Raw genomic sequence first — 18,522 nt, 5'->3', positions numbered from 1 at the left:
GGTTTATAGAATTTGTCTCTGGGAGATGATCGATTGACTATAAACCAGCCCCTACAACGACTGGCGGCGCCATCAAACATATTGACAATTGGGGGAATTTTCGGTAAGATGGAAGAGGATGTATTAGGGGTAATTCGGCTACGCGTTTGACTTTTTATTCAACTAAAGAGCGAGTCCCCTGTTCCGGTGTTCCAGTGTTCGCTCCCGGCGCCATCAAACATATTGACAATTGGGGGAATTTTCGGTAAGATGGAAGAGGATGTATTAGGGGTAATTCGGCTACGCGCTTGACTTTTTATTCAACTAAAGAGCGGGTTGCCTATTGCCTGTTCCCTGTCTTTGTGGTGCTAATGATAGCGACTGGTATAATTAATTTGATCGCTTAACTGTCGGAGCGTTTGGGCTAACTCTAAATCCTTATTGCGTAATTGAGTAATTTTTTCACAGGAATACATAACCGTGGTGTGGTCTTTTCCCCCAAATAATTCCCCAATTTTCGGCAAACTCAAATCCGTATGTTGTCGCATCAAATACATTGCCACCTGACGGGCTAGACTAATTTCTCGCCGTCTAGACGTCCCTTTCAAATCCTCAACAGAGACTTTAAACGTTTCAGCAACAATTTGAATCACCGCTTCCGGGGAAGATTCTTGAGGTTGTTCAGCCGGACTCAAAACCGGGGCAATACTTTCGACTGTCATCGGTAAACCCGAAATCGAAGTATAAGCAACCGCCCGAATTAATGCCCCTTCCAATTCTCGAATATTAGACGTGTAACGAGTTGCAATATATTCAACCACCCCTTCAGAAAGACGAACATTTTCATACTCGGCTTTTTTCTGCAAAATTGCCATCCGCGTTTCCAAGTCAGGCGGTTGAATATCAGCCACTAACCCCATCGAAAAGCGAGAACACAACCGTTCTTGTAACCGAGGAATTTGATTCGGAGGACGGTCAGACGCGAGAACCACTTGTTTTCCCGCTTCATGCAACGTATTAAACGTATGAAAAAATTCCTCTTGAGTGTATTCTTTTCCTTCAATAAACTGAATATCATCGACCAACAACACATCAGCCGCCCGATAATGATCGCGGAAACTTTGCATACTATCTTTACGAATCGCCGCAATTAAATCATTTGTAAACTTTTCGGTAGAAACTTCCGATCTCCTTAGCATCAGGATTAATTTCAATCCGATAATGTCCAATTGCTTGCATTAAATGGGTTTTTCCCAACCCGACACCACCACACAAAAACAACGGATTAAACTCTCGTCCAGGATACTCCGCCACCGCCAACGCCGCAGCATGAGCCAAACGACTATTTGCCCCAACCACAAACCGAGAAAACACATATTTAGAATTAAGATTAGGCGGTTTCAGGCGTTGATTTGAAGGCGTTTCCGCTACAGTAGACGGCCAAACCCGTTGTGATTTCGCCTGATCAAGCGTTGTTTGTGTTTCAGTCGTCACGTAAATTTCCACCGGATAGCCCAAAATATCTTGCGCCGCTTCGGCGATAATTTCCTTGTAGTGTTTTTGCAACCAATTGCGAGCAAAAGGATTAGGCGTGCGAATTACCAAACAATGATTTTCGAGTCGTTCCGCACTCGCCGTTTTGATCCACGTGTCGAATGTCGGCTCACCGAGTTGTACCTGGAGACGGTCTAAGACCTGATGCCATAAACTTTCAAGGGAAATTTCCACGGCTTCCTTCCGATTTTAATAGAGTTGAGACACTATGGGACAATAGACCCATACACCAGCTAACATTCGAGCCTACAAAAAATACCAGTGTGAACTACCCGGCCTAATAGAGAGCAGAGCTTCCATCTTCAACGAGAAATGCGTCCATCCACCTCAATGGTCTAAATTACAAGTCTAACGAATCTTTCCATCACGATCATCTCAATAGAGCGCAGACAGCCCCTCAAGAATTGCCGCCAAAAGAAGCAGAAACTCAAATTGTCAGGTTTGGGAATCTCCCGCAAATCGATTTAAAAGCAGAGGATGTATCAAAACTAGAACCGGAAAAACTGCTTGTTCCAGCATCGATAATGTTACAGTTGAGAGAAGCAATTGAACACCTGTTCCTTTATGATGGCTCAAACGGTCTAACTTCGGGAAAACCCGAAACCAGTACGAATCCTATTAGTTAACCGGACAATCTGGCGATGAGTGGTACAACGGAAAAAGTTTTTTGGAAGCAACCCATAATCTATCTTATGCTTCTGCTCACCGGAGCAGGAGGTGCTTTACTCGGCGAACGGTGGATAGAAAACCAAGCCCTTCTCTCCTCAAAAGAAAGCACTCAGGAGGCGCTCACTCAAGTTCCGATTCCCCCGAAAACAGAAAAAGAAGTTGATCAAGCAAGTTCACCGTCCTGGTTTGCCCAAAAACCTTCCCTTCCCCTCCCCAAAACAGCAAACGCTAACTTTATTGTTTCTGCGGTTGAACAGGTAGGGCCTGCTGTCGTGCGGATTAACGCTTCTAGACGGATCGGACGTCGAGGATTAGATCGCTTTGATGAGCAATTTCCTGAAGACTTTTTTGGATTTGGAGGGCCGCGTGACTTCCCTGATGAATCTCCCACAGAACAAGGCACCGGATCGGGATTTATTATTAGCTCCGAAGGTCATATTTTGACCAATAGCCATGTGGTTGAGGATACGGACACGGTTCAGGTCGTTCTCAAAGATGGTCGTTTGTTTGAAGGTCGGGTTTTGGGGACAGATTCAGTCACAGATGTCGCTGTGATTAAAATTGATGCCAATAACCTACCGAGCGTTCGCATCGGCGATTCTGAACAGCTTGCCCCCGGAGAATGGGCGATCGCCATTGGTAATCCTTTGGGTTTGGATAACTCGGTCACAGTGGGAATTATTAGCGCCACAGGTCGCTCCAGTACCGATGTTGGGGTTCCCGATAAGCGTATTGGTTTTATTCAAACAGATGCCGCCATTAACCCAGGCAACTCCGGTGGCCCATTGTTGAACGCCGAAGGAGAAGTGGTCGGGATGAATACCGCCATTATTAGCGGCGCTCAAGGCTTAGGATTTGCCATTCCGATTAAGAAAGCGCAACAAATCGCCCAACAGTTAATCGCGACAGGTCGTGCTGAACACGCCTATTTGGGAATTGAGATGGTGACACTCTCTCCAGAGGTAAAACGCCGCCTCAACCCAGAATTAACGTCTCCCATTGCTAGCGATGAAGGGGTTTTGGTTGTCAATATTGTTCCCGGTTCTCCGGCTGAACAGTCGGGGCTACAACCCGGAGATGTGATTCAAAAAATTGATAGCCAATTGGTGCGGAAGTCGGAAGCGGTTCAACAAATTGTTCAAAATCAAACTGTTGGTAGTTCGCTGCAAGTTGAAGTCAACCGCAACGGACAAAATGTCACCCTGGATGTGATGACGGGGAATTTACCTCCTGAGTTTTAATTGTTATGACTGAGATTTTACCCGTGGCTCAACTCGGAAATCCAGTGTTGCGCCGTCATGCTCAACCGATTACTGAAATTGCCGATCAGGGTCTTCAAACGCTGATCGATAATTTGATTGCCACTGTCGTCAAAACTAATGGAGTGGGTATCGCTGCACCTCAAGTCTCTCGTAGCGATCGCCTGTTGATTGTGGCTTCTCGTCCTAACCGTCGCTATCCCCAGGCTCCTCGGATGGCTCCTACTGCGATGATTAACCCCAAAATTGTCGATCACTCTACGACACAAGAAAAGGGATGGGAAGGCTGTCTGAGTGTTCCGGGAGTGCGGGGATTGGTTCGGCGATATCAAACGATTGAGGTGGAATACACCGATCGAGACGGCCAACTTCAGCGACAGCAACTTCAAGATTTTGTCGCTCGTATTTTTCAGCATGAATATGACCATCTTGAAGGAATTGTCTTTTTAGATCGAGTCAACAGTGAACAGGATTTGATCAGCGAAGCCGAATATCAGGCTTTGTATAGTCGTTAGGGGTTGATGATTCAATCTGTTAAGATATTTTGATCCGAAATAACAATTTAAGTGCTTGTAGAGTAACTAAAAGAGATAAACTAAAAGAGAACTTGCCGATCAATTTTAAATTCAATTACTAGAACGTTTTGATCCGACTGCATCCAGGAGAACCGCGATTTATACTTAAGTGGAATGACTCATTTTTGAGTTGATTGTCAGGTCAAAAATGATGTCAAAGCTTGAGGTCGTGTTTTCTGCCGATGCTGGGAAATTGTAATTGAACAGAATGTTTATCCTTAAATTAAGTGGAGTCAGAAAAAATGACGATTAATCTAAAAAAAGGCGAAGGAATTAATCTCTCTAAAGAATCACCCGGCTTAAAAACAGCAGGAGTTGGACTCGGGTGGGATGTTAATGCTTCTGATACGGGCGATCAATTTGATTTAGATGTTTCGGTGTTTATGTTAGCGGCAAATGGTAAAATCCCGAGTGAGAAGTTTTTTGTATTTTACAATAACTTAGAATCTGCTGATGGGGCGGTAATGTCATCGGGAGATAGCCGCACCGGAAAAGGAGGTGGAGACGATGAAACGATTAGAATAGACCTAGAAAAAGTCGAGGGTTCTATTCAAGAAATCGTGTTTATTGTGACGATATTTCAAGCCGAAGCCCGTCGTCAAAATTTCGGACAAGTCAGAAATTCCTTCATCCGTATTTACGATGAAGCGACTCAAACCGAAATCACTCGCTATGAGTTAGAAGAAGACTTTGCCCGAGAAACAGCCATAGAAATAGGTCGTCTGTCTAAAGCCGGAAATGAATGGCAATTTAAAGCAGTTGGACAGGGGTATAATAGTGATTTAGAGAGTTTTGTTACTCAGTACGCATGATAATTATAGAGTTTTAAGTTGAGGGTTAAGATTGAGTTATAACTATGTCAATTAATATCAAAAAGGGAGAACGAATTAACCTCGCTAAAGAAGCACCTGGACTGAGAAAAGCAGCAGTGGGGTTAGGATGGGATGCTAACTTGACCGATACCGGGGCTGCCTTTGACTTGGATGCTTCTGTCTTTATGTTAGGTGAAGATGGCAAAATTCCCCAGGATGAATACTTTGTTTTTTACAACAATTTACTGTCTCCAGATCGGGCTGTTAAACATTTAGGAGATAGTCGTACTGGGGAAGGAAGTGGAGATGATGAAACCATTGAAATTGATTTAACTCAAATTAATCCTACCATTCAAGAATTAATTTTTGTAGTGACAATTCACGAAGCTGATCAGCGCCGCCAAAATTTCGGACAGATTCGTAATTCTTTTATTCGGATTTATGATCGAGAAACAGATACAGAAGTGACTCGCTATGATCTAGAGGAGGATTTTTCGAGAGAAACATCAGTTGAATTTAGCCGACTCTATAAAAAAGATGGAGAATGGCGATTTCAAGCCGTGGGACAAGGTTATAACACAGGTTTACAAAGCTTTGTAGACAAGTATGTGTGATCTCAGTTGAGAGATTTTCAGGAACATTTGGATCGAGATCAGGAGAAGTCTAACGAGAATAAAAAGTGAGTAACTTGTCAATAAAAAAGAAGTTTTCTCCTGATTAATTAGTCTTTATTGGTCAACATAATACTAAAAAAAAAATGACGATTAACCTCAAAAAAGGACAAAGTATTGTTCTCGATAAAAGTGAATATGATTTATCGAAGTTAACAATGGGATTAGGTTGGGATGTGGCAAAACCTAAAGGATTAATTGAAGGATTTCTCGGAAAAACCGTCGATTTTGATTTAGATGGATATGCCCTTTTACTCAACCGAAGCGGTAAGTTAAAAAACTACAAAGAAGATGTTATTTATTACGCTCATTTAGAATCTAAAGATCAAACCGTTGTTCATTCTGGAGATAACCTCACAGGCGAAGGACAGGGGGATGATGAACAAATTTTGCTCTATCTCAACAGTCTTTCTGAAGCTTATGAACGAATTGTTTTAGGCGTGAATATTTATGAAGGACTCGCCAGAAAACAAAATTTTGGAATGGTTGAAAATGCCTTTGTGCGGGCGGTTGATGCGTCGGGGATAGAAATTGCCCGTTATAGTTTGTCTGGGGAAGCCTCCTATGAAGGCAAAATTTCAATGTTGATGGGAGAAGTGTATAAAGATAGTGGACAGTGGAGATTTAAAGCTTTAGGAAATCCTATTCAGTCTGATCTCAATGGTATTGTCAAAACTTTTTTGTAGATCTATCAATTTGTAAAAGAGTTTAAAATAGTCGCTGTCCAGTGCTAAACCTTAAGTGTTTTTTGTTTTGAACTTAACAATTAACCCCTAAGTCTAACTCCTGACAGCGACAGAAAAAGCAATAGATCAACAGAGCAAAAAGACTCTATAAATCCATTATTAAAGCTTTACTTCTTACGATAGGGAACCATCGTGGCAATATTGATATCACCGACAGCAACTCGGGTAATAGTATTAGTTGCCGGAGTAACATCCTTAGCCATACCCAAGAACATAGAAGGATCGCCCGCTTTGACTTGCTTCTCTTGAGGAACAAAACGACGAACAGAAGTTTGCCAAATGATTTGAGGGAAACCCAGCTGGTTCCGATGGTACTCGCCATAACGAGGAGTTTTCAGGTTAAAAGGTGCCGATCCCTGGTTGCGTTGGGGGAGAACCCGACGACGCTGATAGGGAACCTTATCATACCCGAAGTTTTCTAAATATTCATCGCTATCAACTAAGGCGTTGATAAAGCCCAGAGGTCCTTTGGTTGCAACAACGATAGACCAGGCGATTTTTTCCCGTTCGCTGTAAACATCGCGTCCTAAAATGCGCTGAACACACATTTCCACAAAACGGTAGTTGCTGTTAGTTTGGTAGTTGAACCGCAAGAAGGGATCAGAAGTTGCTAAACCTCGGATAAAATCTCTGACGGTAATTTGACCAAACTTAAGCTGAGACTCCAAGAACTTTTGACGGTTGCTCTTGAGCATCTGGTGTTCGCTGAAAATTTGGCGATAAGCCGCCCAAATTAAATCGTCCCATTCAGTCCCAGAGGGTAAATCTTCAGACGAATAGATTCTGGGTTGCTCATCACCCCCGACTTCGTATCCGGCAACCCGTACATTTTGGCTGACGGGTGTGTAGTCTAATAAAGGAAGCGCCACTTAAAATCTCCTTAATCTCAAAGTTAACGTTGATAACTTCATGTGGCTGTTAAGCCTTCCCTTGATCACAAGGGATTATATTGGCATCACTATACCATCCTTCAGATTAGGGGATCACGGGGTTTACGTCTCATTTTTGTGAAGAAATGCAACAATCTGTAATATTACGGGACAAATCCCAGTATTGATATTTCTTTGTTCTATCTCCCTAGAATTTGGAATTGGAAGACAAAATATACTGCAAAATAGCGACTTGACAGAATGAGATTAATCACGGAAAAATTAAGACCGTTTCAATAGATAAAAGTTTGAAAGGTGAGGTTATTTTAGTCGGTTATCACCCCACAAAAATAGGTATTCGACGCCAACCCCGAAATATTAATTAATGTCAACGTTAAGATAAAAATTTGAGGACAAATCAGAGAAAAAACTGTAAGGGCAGGTTTATATAAGTTGTTTTTGAGAAACTATAGATTTTGTTATAACCCGCCCCTACGTTTACTATTGATGGTTCACAGACCACTATTGATGGTCAACTGTCAATTACCAACCCAAAGTAGAATAAAAGGCTGTATTTTCTGTATTTTCAGACTCAGAAGCAGCGCTTGAATCAGTCTCCTCAAGGCGAATTTCTGTACAGAATGTAGAAGTATTAAACCCACCAAACCGTTTGACGGCACTGGTTCGCATTCTCACATTTGGACTGGCAAACCAAAAGCGTTCAATTGAACTCATGGTTTCATATTCAGTTACCAAGATTAAAGCATCATCTTCATCCATCTCAAACTGTCCGACCACCGGAACAATTTCCGCATAACCCCGTTCTCTCAACATTCGGCCTTTACGGGGGTTATCCGCATCAGGAACAATTGCGAAAACCGTCGAACCGGAGTGATTTTCATCTTCTTTATCCCAAGCCATCTCTCCATTCCAAGTGACATAAGCACCGCCTGCGGCGATCGCTGGATCAACTTCGTGCATTTTGCAGATTTCGATCACTTTGGGATCATCGGCATCGAGGGCTTCAACGTTAATTTTAGAATTGCCTTTTTCGGCTTGTCTAAAGGCGAGATGATGAGTAGTTCGTAGTGACTGCCACTGTCCGGCACTCTGTCGAAAGAATTGCATTGCATCCATGCAGATAGTCCCTTTGATTGATTTTTTAGGCTGATACCTTTTCTATGATAAAGCTGTACAAGCTCATACATAAAGTTTTGCAAACAATATTAGTGACAAATTGTGCATAATGGACAGATTGTCAAGCAGTTGTTACGATAATTTACAATAAGAGATGAGCAGAGTAGACGGCAGCACGTTATCTGCTGATAATCGTAGGTTCAAGTTGACCGAAAGAGGAGAAAACAATGACAGCACCTGGAAATCTTAGTTTAGAGCAACAATTCAAACTCCAAGTTCTACGGGAGCAAGTTAAAGACCTTAGTTTAGAAGAAGCTCAAGACTATTTGCTAGAAGTCTTACGCCAAAGTATGGTTAAAGATAATTTGATGCGTCACTGGATGAAAAATCCTGAATAGAATTGAAAAACAACACAAAAAAGAAGTCAGAGGACATCGTGCTTCTGACTTCTATTAACCCACCTCAAGGTAGAGGCAGAGAGAGTAAAATTGTAGTTTGCGGTTTTATCCGAAACGACCACTGACATATTGTTGTGTAGATTCTTCTTGGGGATTTTGGAAAATACTCTGGGTGTCATTAAACTCGACTAAATACCCAAAACGCTTACCGCCTTCAATCGCTTTAGCATTATAGAAAGCCGTCATATCTGCAACCCGTGATGCTTGTTGCATATTGTGAGTGACGATAATAATCGTATAATTTTCCTTGAGTTCGTGAATCAAGTCCTCAATCGAAAGAGTAGAAATCGGGTCAAGAGAAGCACAAGGTTCATCCATCAAGACAACATCGGGGTTCACCGCAACAGTACGAGCAATACAAAGACGTTGCTGCTGACCTCCAGAAAGAGCAAAACCACTTTGACCCAGTTTATCTTTAACTTCATCCCAAAGCACCGCTTGACGGAGCGAGCGCTCTACAACTTCATCCATTTGTTCTTTGGTTTTCGCCAGTCCATTCACCCTCACCCCATAGGCAATATTCTCATAAATTGACTTCGGGAACGGATTTGGCTTTTGAAAAACCATCCCAATACGACGTCTGACTTCTACGGGGTCAACATCGGGGTCATAGAGGTTTTTATTTTGATAGTAAATCTTCCCATCTAAATGAAAAATCGGAATCAAATCATTGAGGCGATTAAAGCAGCGAAGAATTGTACTTTTACCACATCCAGAAGGGCCAATAAATGCAGTCACTTTATTTTTGGGAATATTTAGAGAAACACCCCGAACTGCTTTAAAATCACCGTAGAAAACGTCTAAATTCTCAGCTTGTAGAACCGTTTCTGTATCGTTTGTTGTTGGCTTGCTATAATCCATCATCGCATTTTAATTCCTATAAATTGTTGAGGGTTTAATGGTCGTGCATCCCGATGTAAAATTTTGAGAATTATTGATTTTTCGACCTTAATAATCACTTTGGCCAGAAGCCCAGCGAGATAGGACACTCGTCAATAAAACCAACAATACCAAGACGAGAGAAGCTGCCCAAGCAAATTCCTGTAACGTCTTATCGAAGCCTCTGGCAAATTCGTAAATTAGATAAGCCATCGAAGGTAGAGTCGGGGCAAAAGGGCCTCTAGGCCAGTTGTTCGTATAAACCACAGTAAATAACAAAGGAGCCGTTTCTCCGGCCGCCCGAGCAATTGCTAGAGTGACACCCGTTAAAATTGCCGGAATCGCTGCCGGAAGCACCACTTGTAAAACCGTTTGATAGTTAGATGCCCCAATACCGACAGATGCTGCTCGAATATCTTGAGGAATAATTTGTAGGGCTTCATCTGTGGTTCGGACAATCGTGGGTAACATCAAAACAGCCAAAGCAATTGCTCCTGCCATCACAGAAAATTGTCCAACGGTCAGAACAATTAAACTATAGGCAAAAACTCCGGCAATAATTGAAGGAACTCCACTCATCACATTCGTCGCAAACCGAATCGACTGAGCAACCTTTCCCCCACTAAACTCCGAGAGGAAGATAGCCGCTAACACTCCAAAGGGAACAGCAATCAAAGTCGCAATTAAGACCACCATAATTGTCCCTAAAATTGCACTGGCAATTCCCCCTGTCTCTTGACCCGCAACGGGAGGTAACTGAGTAAATAAAGCCAAATTAAAACGAGCAGCTCCCTTCAGTAAAACATAGAACAGTACCGCAAATAACGGAATCACCGTCAAAGCGATACAAGCCCCAGAAATACCTGTCATGATGATGTCTAAAATATCTCGGGGACGACTGCGATTGCGAATTAAAGCTTTCGCGCCAGAATCAGTATAAGCTTGATCATAATTTGACATAACAACAATGAGAATTTCTTCCGATAAACAACTTTGAGCCTCAAAAAGTCAGGGATAGATTACCCACTTTGATTTGAATTATTGGTATTTAGATTGAACTCGGCTGACAATCAACTGAGCCAAAACATTAACCAATAAAGTCAGGAGAAAAAGTACAATTCCGGCATACATTAAAGCTGAAACTTGCAAACCCGACGCTTCAGGGAACTGGTTTGCCATCAAAGAAGCAATCGTATTTCCCGGTGCAAATAGAGAAATATTGACTCGGTTGGAGTTCCCAATAATCATTGTTGCTGCCATCGTTTCTCCCATGGCTCGCCCGAGTCCGAGCATCACTCCCCCAACAATCCCAGAAAAAGCCGCTGGAATTAAAATCTGGAAAATCGTAATCCAACGAGTCGCCCCGAGTCCAATCGAAGCTTGTCGTAAATCTGGAGGTAAACTCGCCAGAGAATCCCGAGCAATTACGGTGATAATCGGCAAAGTCATAATCGCCAAAATCACACCCGCCGGAAACATCCCTGGCCCCGCCGGAGGGGTACTAAAGAACGGAATCCAGCCCAAGGTGTTGTAGAAGAACATCTGAATGGGTCGGAGGAAAGGAATCAAAACAAAGATTCCCCACAAACCATAAACCACACTCGGAATTGCGGCTAGGAGTTCGACGAGGAAAGTTAAAATCCGGCGAACACCGGGAGGGAGAAAATCCTCACTCAGAAAAATCGCAGTTCCTAAACCTAAAGGAACAGCAATCAAGAGGGCAATCAAGGAACTCACGATGGTTCCATAAATCATGGGAAAAGCCCCATAATTTTCATTAGGAGGGTCCCAAGCACTGGTAAACAGAAACCCTAACCCAAACTTTTGCAAAGCAGGAAGGGCTTGTTGAGCAATAGGCAATGCAATTAAAAGCAAAATTGCTGCAATACCCCAGGCAAAAATGCGCGTTAGCCAAATAAAACCCGTGTCAAACTGCTTCTCGGCTTTCGAGCGAGATCGTCCAACATTTGGAATATTACCAGCAGGTGCAACCATAATTCAGTATTTACTTCAGGGTTGTGCGTTTGTTTTCTAGTTTCACGAAAAAAGTTACGACTGAGAGGTTTTTCATCCTCTAAATCGCTTGATTATTGAACTTAAATCTCAAAGTCTAGGATGATTGGATCTGCGACTTCTACAACTTTCTCTAACATTTTGGGGAAGCTGGATATAATCACAATGCTGAAAAAAATGCACCCGCACTCACTAAGTTGACTTGTTGCTTCAGAACAAGCCTTGCTTCTCCAGCATCTTCGTTATTATACGAGTGTTCAAGCGAAACGATTAAGCATCTTGAACATCAGTGAGGTGGAACCTGGCATTCACGGTTAAGTGAAGGGTTCCCTATCAGCTAAATGAATGTGAGGACAGTGGGTCTGCGAAAGTAAGGCTATTTGTTTTCAGTCTTTATGAGGTAGCCGAGTCTAGACTGACCCGATTCAATACTACCCAATCCTGGGATTACTGCTATCGAAAACTGATATAACGCGGTATAACCCGTATTAACGTTTCGTTCCTGCTTCTTTCCAGGTGATCTGGGTTTCATAGGGTGTCGGCACTTCCTATTCCACAGGCTTAAACCGAATAGCCAACGGCTACGATGTTCGCGCATTGAGGCTGGCATTCAAATCACGGTCTTGAACTTGACCGCAAGCTTCACAATTAAAGATCCTTTGCTTGAGGAGCATTTCTTGAATATGTCCACAACTTGAACAAGTCTTAGTTGATGGATAGAATCGGTCAGCAAACACTAACTGTGAGCCGTACCATTCACTATTAATTTACATTAATCTGGTAATCAGGAGTCAGTTGATCGGCTTGTTGTGCAACTTTCTCTCTAACGTTCTGAGGGAGCTTGACGTAACCCAATTGGGGAGAGATTTCTTGACCTGCGGTTAAACCATACTCGACCATCGCTTCAACGGATTTGGCGATTTCTGGATCGGGATATTCTTTGTAAGTCAATAACCAAGTATAGGTAACGACTGGATAGGAGTCTTCTCCGGTGGGATCAGTGATAAAGGCTCGCAAATCACCCGGTAATTCCACGGCTTCAAGGGTCTTGGAAGCGGCATCATTGGTGGGTTTGATGTAGTTCCCCGATTGGTTTTCTAAAGAAGCCATCGGTAAGCCAGCACTTTCAGCAAAACCAAATTCCACATAACCAATTGCACCGGGAGTTTGAGTGAGTTGAGCGGCTACACCATCATTTTTAGCGCCGCCAATTCCTGTGGGCCACTGTACTGTTTTTCCTTCTCCGACTTGTTCTTCCCACTCAGGGCTGATGGCGCTTAAGTGCTTGGTAAAGACTCCTGTGGTTCCACTCCCGTCTGAACGATAAACAACAGTGATCGGCTGATCGGGGAGTTGTAAGTCGGGGTTGTCTTCAGCGATCGCCGGATCGTTCCAGTTGCTAATATTACCCAGAAGGATATCAACGTAGGTATCGCGAGACAGCTTCAGTTCTCCGTCTAAACCGGGCAAATTATAGGCAAGAACGATGCTTCCTGCGGTCATCGGCAGCATTAAAACGCCTCTGTCAACTTTGGCAATTTCTTCATCGCTCATTGCCACATCACTGGCGCCAAACTGTACTAACCCTTGGGTAAACCGCTCAACTCCCGCACCACTACCGACAGACTGATAGTCAATTTGTAAATTCTGAGTATCTTGAGAAAATTCTTGGAACCAACGCTGATACAAGGGAGCGGGGAAAGACGCTCCTGCACCGACGAGGTTGACTTGTTCGTTGAGAACCAGTTTAACTTCACCGCCCGAACCGCCTGTAGAACCTGTATCACCACCCATTGTGTCGGTTGCAGTATCAGTACCGCCTCCACAAGCCCCGAGACTCACAACGAGAGCCGCTGCCGAAATTTTGGTGATTACATTGGATAAATTAATTGGATTGAGACGAAAAATCATAAGGATCGGGATTATTTTGTATGACTGCACGAATACCATAGAGGATAGCGTCTCCCTTCCCAATCAAGGTAAAGACAAGGTTAAATATTAATTAGAATGACTAATCGAGGATCGCATCTTCAATAAGTAATCTGAACTTAGAAGCCATATTCTATGGTTTTCCAGGAGATATTTAGAAGAAATCAGAAATAAGACATTGAATCACGAATATATTGACGAGTAATCCCTGAGAAGATGGTACGATGGTAAAATTTGAATGAAAATTGCAAACTACAAAAGTGTAAAGTGTAACGTGGTTCAAATCCCACTCTCAACCCATTCTCACGAGATCAATGTCCCCGATCACGATCAGGTTCCAGTGCGGGGAACATTACCCGATTTTCAAATCTGGCTCAATGATTTAGCCGATCAAATCATTGCAGGTGATCCCATCAGTCGCTCAGAAGCACTCGCTCTGACTCAACAAGTCAACACTCAAGACGAGATTATGCTCCTGTGTCAGGCGGCCGATCGCGTTCGTCAAGCCTGTTGTGGTAACATCGTAGACCTGTGTAGCATCATCAACGTCAAGTCCGGAAACTGTTCAGAAAACTGTAGCTTTTGTTCTCAGTCCTCTCATCATCCCGGCGAAAATTCTCCGGTTTATGGCTTAAAATCCCCTGAAGACATTTTAGCCCAAGCCAAAGCAGCCGAAGCCGCAGGTGCAAAACGGTTCTGTTTAGTTTCTCAAGGACGAGGCCCCAAATATAGTAGCCCGAAGTCCGGCGAATTTGAACAAATTTTAGCAACCGTCAAGCAGATTCTAAGTGAAACCCAAATTAAACCCTGCTGCGCCCTGGGAGAAGTCACACCCGAACAAGCGACAGCTTTAGCCGAAGCAGGCGTAACTCGCTACAACCACAACTTAGAAGCCTCAGAAAACTTCTATCCCCAGATCGTCAGTAGCCACAGTTGGCGCGATCGCATCGAAACTGTCAAAACCCTCAAAAATGCAGGAATTCAAGCCTGTACAGGGGGAATTCTGGGAATGGGAGAAACCTGGGAAGATCGAGTTGATCTCGCCCTAGCCCTGCGGGAACTCGAAGTTGAGTCTGTTCCTCTCAACCTATTAAACCCCAGAGAAGGAACCCCCCTCGGCGATCAACCCAAACTCGATCCCTACGAAGCCTTAAAAGCGATCGCCATTTTTCGCCTGATTCTCCCCAAACAAATTCTGCGCTACGCCGGAGGACGAGAAGCCGTCATGGGAGAACTCCAAAGCCTGGGACTAAAATCCGGGCTAAATGCCATGTTAATCGGACATTATTTAACCACGCTCGGTCAGTCTCCCGAACAAGATCAAGCCATGCTAGAGTCTTTAGGATTGGAGGGAGGAGAAGCCCCTGTTCACTCTCAAAGCTGATCACTGTTAACTGTTCACTGTTAACTGTAATGACTCCTCCCTTAGAATTGCTATGGGCAATTATTGGTGTTCTTTTAACGATTGGTGGCACATTTTTAGAAGCCTTTGCCGCCGATCCGTCTTGGCTATGGGAACAACAAGAAATCTCCGTCTATTCTTTGGGAGTGACCTATCAAATTGGGGCGGTTTTATTAGTCGGTTGTATGGGCGGAAAAAATGCAGCCGCCATCTCACAAATTGCCTATGTGGTACTCGGTTTAACGGTATTACCTGTGTTTTCTGAAGGCGGAGGAATTGGTTACTTACAAGAACCAACTTTTGGTTATTTACTCGGTTTTATTCCTGGGGGTTGGATCTGTGGAATGCTGGCATTTAAAGCCGCCCCCAAACTCGAACTTTTAGCCTTTAGCTGTTTTTGTGGTTTACTGATGATTCATGGAGTGGGATTAACCTATTTAATTGTAAATTATTTATTGGAAGGATTTGCCACTCAAAATCTAGTTTTAACAGAAGCGATTCAAAAATATTCCCTTTATCCCCTTCCCGGTCAACTCGGTGTCACCTGTGCAATTAGCGTGTTATCCTATGTGTTGCGTGGATTAATGTTTTATTGAATCAAAATATAGACTGAATTTTTGCTTTTTGTTCCGGGTTCCCCTTTTATGAAATTTCAAAAAAATCGGATTTTTTGGATCGCTGCAATTCTTAGTTTAATTGTCGATCATCTCACTAAATTTTGGGTCGTTCAAACCTTAGAATTGACCAGCCCTCCACAAACCATTCCACTCTGGCCGGACGTTTTTCACTTCACTTATGTCATCAATACTGGGGCAGCATTTAGCTTATTTAGTAATGGCGGAGTCTTTTGGTTGCGGTGGTTATCGCTTGGGGTCAGTCTCGGTTTAATGGCACTGGCTTGGTGGGGGCCACGATTTATTCGATGGGAACAAACCGGATATGGTTTAATTTTAGGGGGAGCATTAGGAAATGGAATTGATCGATTTATCTCCGGTCATGTCGTTGACTTTTTAGATTTTCGCCTGATTCAATTTCCCATCTTTAATTTAGCCGATGTCTCGATTAATATCGGGATTATTTGTTTACTGATCGCCATGTTTATTCACGAACACCCAAGGCATCCCCCCAGTGACCCCTCCTCCGGAAACCTTTAAGGGTGGAGAGGGGCAAAACTCCACAACTTCTCGCACTTGTGAGTAAAATGAGTGAAACGCCTTGTCCTGCTTGCCGATCGCTCAGTATGACATCAACGAAGCCTCCACAGAAGCCGAAAACCCTTCTGGGTGCAATCACTCAAGCTGTTCAGACCCTTCATGCGAAGGTCAACTTTTCTCGGCTGATTCTCAAACCCAATGCCAAAGTCCCTGAACTTTGGGTACAAAACGCAGATGCCGATACCGCCGATGTATATCCTTTACTTGGCGATCGCTATATCTTAGGACGTTCATCTCGTTCTTGTGATATCGTGGTGCGAAATCCGGTTGTCAGTCAAGTCCATCTGTGTTTAGTCAGTTATGGACGATCAAGATCCCGAAAATTTTTTATTCAAGATGAAGATTCCACCAACGGCATCTATCTAAGGCGGCGGCGGATTGGTCAACTTCCCCTACGTCACGGAGATACAATCACCTTAGGGCCACCTGAACTCGCTAATGGAGTCAGACTCCAGTATGTTGATCCGCCCCCTTGGTACAGTCGTTTGTTGTGGTATGGGTTTATCAGTCTGTGTGGGATGACGGCTTCGGCGACTTTGTTGGTGTTGGTGGAGTGGCAAAAATTCACGGTGCGCCCCCTTCCTAAAACCGTGACTGGCCCTGTGATTGTGTTTTCTGAGGATAACCGTCCTTTGCGTCAACCCAGTAATAACGCTCATTTAGAAGTTCAACAACTTTCAGATGTTTCTAAATATCTCCCTAAAGCTGTGATTGCTTCTGAGGATAGTCGTTTTTATTGGCATTTAGGAATTGATCCGATTGGGATTACTCGGGCTTTTTTGACGAACGTGGAAGGGGGTACGATTCGAGAAGGGGGAAGTACGATTTCCCAACAATTAGCCAGAACTTTGTTTCGCGATTATGTCGGAACAGAAGATTCAGCGACTCGGAAGCTACGAGAAGCAATTGTTGCGTTAAAGTTAGAAACAATTTACAGCAAAGAAAAGCTTTTATTGACTTATCTTAATCAGGTTTATTTAGGCTTAGATTTATACGGTTTTGAAGATGCTGCTCAGTTTTATTTTAACAAATCCGCCAAAGAGTTAACGCTCTCTGAAGCCGCAACCCTTGCTGGAATTTTACCCGCTCCCAACACCTTTAACCCGATTCAAAATTATCAGTTAGCAGTACAATATCGCGATCGCGTCATTAGCCGGATGTTAGAGTTGAGAATGGTCAGCGAAGAAGAAGCCGATCGAGCTAGGCGATCGCGGATTGAGATTAACCCCAGAGCGAAAGAACTTTTACAAAGCACGATTGCACCCTATTTCTATGATTATATCTTCACGGAAATTGAGCAACTTTTAGGCGAACAACTGGCTCGAGAAGGAAACTTTATTGTTGAAACAGCTTTAGACTCCAACTTACAAAAACAGGCGGAAAATTCCCTTCGTAATACTTTAAATTCCACAGGGGCGACGGCTGACTTTTCTCAAGGCGCGATTGTCACTTTAGACTCGATCACCGGGGAAGTGGTTTCGATGGTGGGCGGACAAGACTACCAACAAAGTCAGTTTAACCGGGGGACTCAAGCCCTACGTCAACCGGGTTCGACCTTTAAGATTTTTACCTATGCCGCCGCTTTAGAGCAAGGTATTCCCCCCGGAAGTAGCTATTCCTGTGCGCCTCTAACTTGGCGAGGTCAAAGTTTTCGAGGGTGTGATCGCTCGGCCGGGAGTGTCGATATGTATCGAGGGATGGCGGTTTCGGAAAATGTTACGGCTTTGCGAATTGCTCAACAAGTGGGTTTAGATGCAGTAATTCGGATGGCGCAACGTTTGGGGGTTCGTTCTTCCCTCAAAGCGGTGCCGGGGTTAGTGATTGGTCAAAGCGAAGTGACGTTGTTGGAAATGACTGGGGCGTTTGCAACCATTGCTAACGGGGGATCATTTAATCGCCCCCATGCCGTTAAACGGATTTTAGATAGCAGCGATTGTACTGATTTTAATGATATTACCACCTGTCGCGTGATTTATTCTTATGATCGCGAAAATCCGGTTCGCCCTCAAGTTTTACCGCCCTTAGTTGCTAGTACCATGACTCAATTATTACAGGGTGTCGTCAGAAATGGAACCGGACAAAGTGCGTCTCTCGGAGTCGGAGAAGCGGGGAAAACGGGAACCACTGATGATAATGTGGATTTATGGTTTATTGGGTTTGTACCGGAATATAAGTTGACAACAGGGGTTTGGTTGGGAAATGATGATAATTCACCCACGAATGGAAGTAGTGCAAATGCGGCTCAATTGTGGAAAGATTATATGAGTCAGGTGTTAGGGATTCAGTAATTTGGGAATTGGGAAAAGAGATCAATAATCAATGTTCCCAGACTTTTAACACCCGATACCTATTGTAG

Annotated in this window: 18 protein-coding genes and 1 pseudogene; 11 read left to right on the top strand and 8 right to left on the bottom strand. The window is 43.6% G+C overall.

The window, feature by feature from the left end; all coding sequences use genetic code 11:
- Positions 1-347: 347 nt before the first annotated feature.
- Positions 348-1,707 (bottom strand): annotated as a pseudogene (gene dnaA, locus M595_RS07520) (chromosomal replication initiator protein DnaA).
- Between the two features lie 230 nt (positions 1,708-1,937).
- Between dnaA and M595_RS07515 the strand changes: the two are divergent.
- From M595_RS07515 to M595_RS07490, 6 genes are all read left to right on the top strand, one after another.
- Positions 1,938-2,159: a hypothetical protein gene (locus tag M595_RS07515; RefSeq protein ID WP_023065537.1), complete on the top strand. Its 222-nt coding sequence runs from the start codon at positions 1,938-1,940 to the stop codon at positions 2,157-2,159.
- Positions 2,160-2,174: 15 nt separating this feature from the next.
- Positions 2,175-3,443 (top strand): HhoA/HhoB/HtrA family serine endopeptidase, encoded by a 1,269-nt coding sequence (locus M595_RS07510; protein WP_040483747.1) that lies wholly within the window; start codon positions 2,175-2,177, stop codon positions 3,441-3,443.
- A 5-nt stretch (positions 3,444-3,448) separates the two neighbouring features.
- Positions 3,449-3,976, top strand: coding sequence for a peptide deformylase (def, locus tag M595_RS07505; protein WP_023065505.1), 528 nt, complete (start codon positions 3,449-3,451; stop codon positions 3,974-3,976).
- Positions 3,977-4,278: 302 nt separating this feature from the next.
- Positions 4,279-4,848 carry a TerD family protein gene (locus M595_RS07500; RefSeq protein ID WP_023065565.1) on the top strand — a complete coding sequence of 190 codons (570 nt, stop codon included), beginning with the start codon at positions 4,279-4,281 and terminating at the stop codon, positions 4,846-4,848.
- A gap of 44 nt (positions 4,849-4,892) precedes the next feature.
- Positions 4,893-5,462: a TerD family protein gene (locus M595_RS07495; protein ID WP_023065503.1), complete on the top strand. Its 570-nt coding sequence runs from the start codon at positions 4,893-4,895 to the stop codon at positions 5,460-5,462.
- Between the two features lie 143 nt (positions 5,463-5,605).
- Positions 5,606-6,205 (top strand): TerD family protein, encoded by a 600-nt coding sequence (locus M595_RS07490; protein ID WP_023065528.1) that lies wholly within the window; start codon positions 5,606-5,608, stop codon positions 6,203-6,205.
- A gap of 167 nt (positions 6,206-6,372) precedes the next feature.
- On the opposite strand, the gene M595_RS07485 is transcribed toward M595_RS07490, so the two are convergent.
- Both M595_RS07485 and M595_RS07480 read right to left on the bottom strand, forming a co-directional pair.
- On the bottom strand, positions 6,373-7,134 hold the full coding sequence (locus M595_RS07485; protein WP_023065547.1) for a phycobilisome rod-core linker polypeptide: 762 nt from the start codon (positions 7,132-7,134) through the stop codon (positions 6,373-6,375).
- 543 nt (positions 7,135-7,677) lie between these two features.
- On the bottom strand, positions 7,678-8,271 hold the full coding sequence (locus M595_RS07480; RefSeq protein ID WP_023065548.1) for a phycobiliprotein lyase: 594 nt from the start codon (positions 8,269-8,271) through the stop codon (positions 7,678-7,680).
- Positions 8,272-8,498: 227 nt separating this feature from the next.
- Here M595_RS07480 and M595_RS07475 point away from each other — a divergent pair, with 227 nt between their 5' ends.
- Entirely contained in the window at positions 8,499-8,669 is a 171-nt protein-coding gene (locus tag M595_RS07475; protein WP_023065520.1) for an NblA/ycf18 family protein, read from the top strand.
- Between the two features lie 105 nt (positions 8,670-8,774).
- On the opposite strand, the gene pstB is transcribed toward M595_RS07475, so the two are convergent.
- The 5 genes from pstB to pstS all read right to left on the bottom strand — a co-directional run bounded on the left by pstB (position 8,775) and on the right by pstS (position 13,532).
- Complete coding sequence (gene pstB, locus M595_RS07470) at positions 8,775-9,593, bottom strand: phosphate ABC transporter ATP-binding protein PstB (protein ID WP_152983544.1); 819 nt, start codon at positions 9,591-9,593, stop codon at positions 8,775-8,777.
- 84 nt (positions 9,594-9,677) lie between these two features.
- The gene (gene pstA / locus M595_RS07465; RefSeq protein ID WP_023065491.1) at positions 9,678-10,568 is read right to left on the bottom strand and encodes a phosphate ABC transporter permease PstA; all 891 of its coding nucleotides are present in this window, start codon (positions 10,566-10,568) and stop codon (positions 9,678-9,680) included.
- A 78-nt stretch (positions 10,569-10,646) separates the two neighbouring features.
- Positions 10,647-11,603, bottom strand: coding sequence for a phosphate ABC transporter permease subunit PstC (pstC, locus tag M595_RS07460; RefSeq protein ID WP_023065514.1), 957 nt, complete (start codon positions 11,601-11,603; stop codon positions 10,647-10,649).
- Positions 11,604-12,202: 599 nt separating this feature from the next.
- Positions 12,203-12,388 (bottom strand): zinc ribbon domain-containing protein, encoded by a 186-nt coding sequence (locus M595_RS29140; protein ID WP_445974337.1) that lies wholly within the window; start codon positions 12,386-12,388, stop codon positions 12,203-12,205.
- Positions 12,384-13,532 (bottom strand): phosphate ABC transporter substrate-binding protein PstS, encoded by a 1,149-nt coding sequence (gene pstS / locus M595_RS07455; protein WP_023065482.1) that lies wholly within the window; start codon positions 13,530-13,532, stop codon positions 12,384-12,386. Before pstS ends, M595_RS29140 begins: the two co-directional genes overlap by 5 nt.
- Before the next feature lie 256 nt (positions 13,533-13,788).
- Here pstS and bioB point away from each other — a divergent pair, with 256 nt between their 5' ends.
- The 4 genes from bioB to M595_RS07435 all read left to right on the top strand — a co-directional run bounded on the left by bioB (position 13,789) and on the right by M595_RS07435 (position 18,454).
- Complete coding sequence (gene bioB, locus M595_RS07450) at positions 13,789-14,934, top strand: biotin synthase BioB (protein WP_338041639.1); 1,146 nt, start codon at positions 13,789-13,791, stop codon at positions 14,932-14,934.
- Positions 14,935-14,963: 29 nt separating this feature from the next.
- Positions 14,964-15,548, top strand: a complete 585-nt coding sequence (locus M595_RS07445) for a biotin transporter BioY (protein ID WP_023065481.1) — start codon at positions 14,964-14,966, stop codon at positions 15,546-15,548.
- A gap of 48 nt (positions 15,549-15,596) precedes the next feature.
- Positions 15,597-16,106 (top strand): signal peptidase II, encoded by a 510-nt coding sequence (lspA, locus tag M595_RS07440; RefSeq protein WP_023065496.1) that lies wholly within the window; start codon positions 15,597-15,599, stop codon positions 16,104-16,106.
- Between the two features lie 86 nt (positions 16,107-16,192).
- Positions 16,193-18,454: a PBP1A family penicillin-binding protein gene (locus M595_RS07435; RefSeq protein WP_023065485.1), complete on the top strand. Its 2,262-nt coding sequence runs from the start codon at positions 16,193-16,195 to the stop codon at positions 18,452-18,454.
- The last annotated feature ends 68 nt before the right edge of the window (positions 18,455-18,522 follow it).

The organism is Lyngbya aestuarii BL J (genome assembly GCF_000478195.2).
In the GTDB taxonomy this organism is placed as follows: Bacteria; Cyanobacteriota; Cyanobacteriia; order Cyanobacteriales; family Microcoleaceae; genus Capilliphycus; species Capilliphycus aestuarii.
The sequence above is the reverse complement of the archived record's forward strand: the minus strand, read 5'-3'. Positions and strand labels throughout refer to the sequence as shown.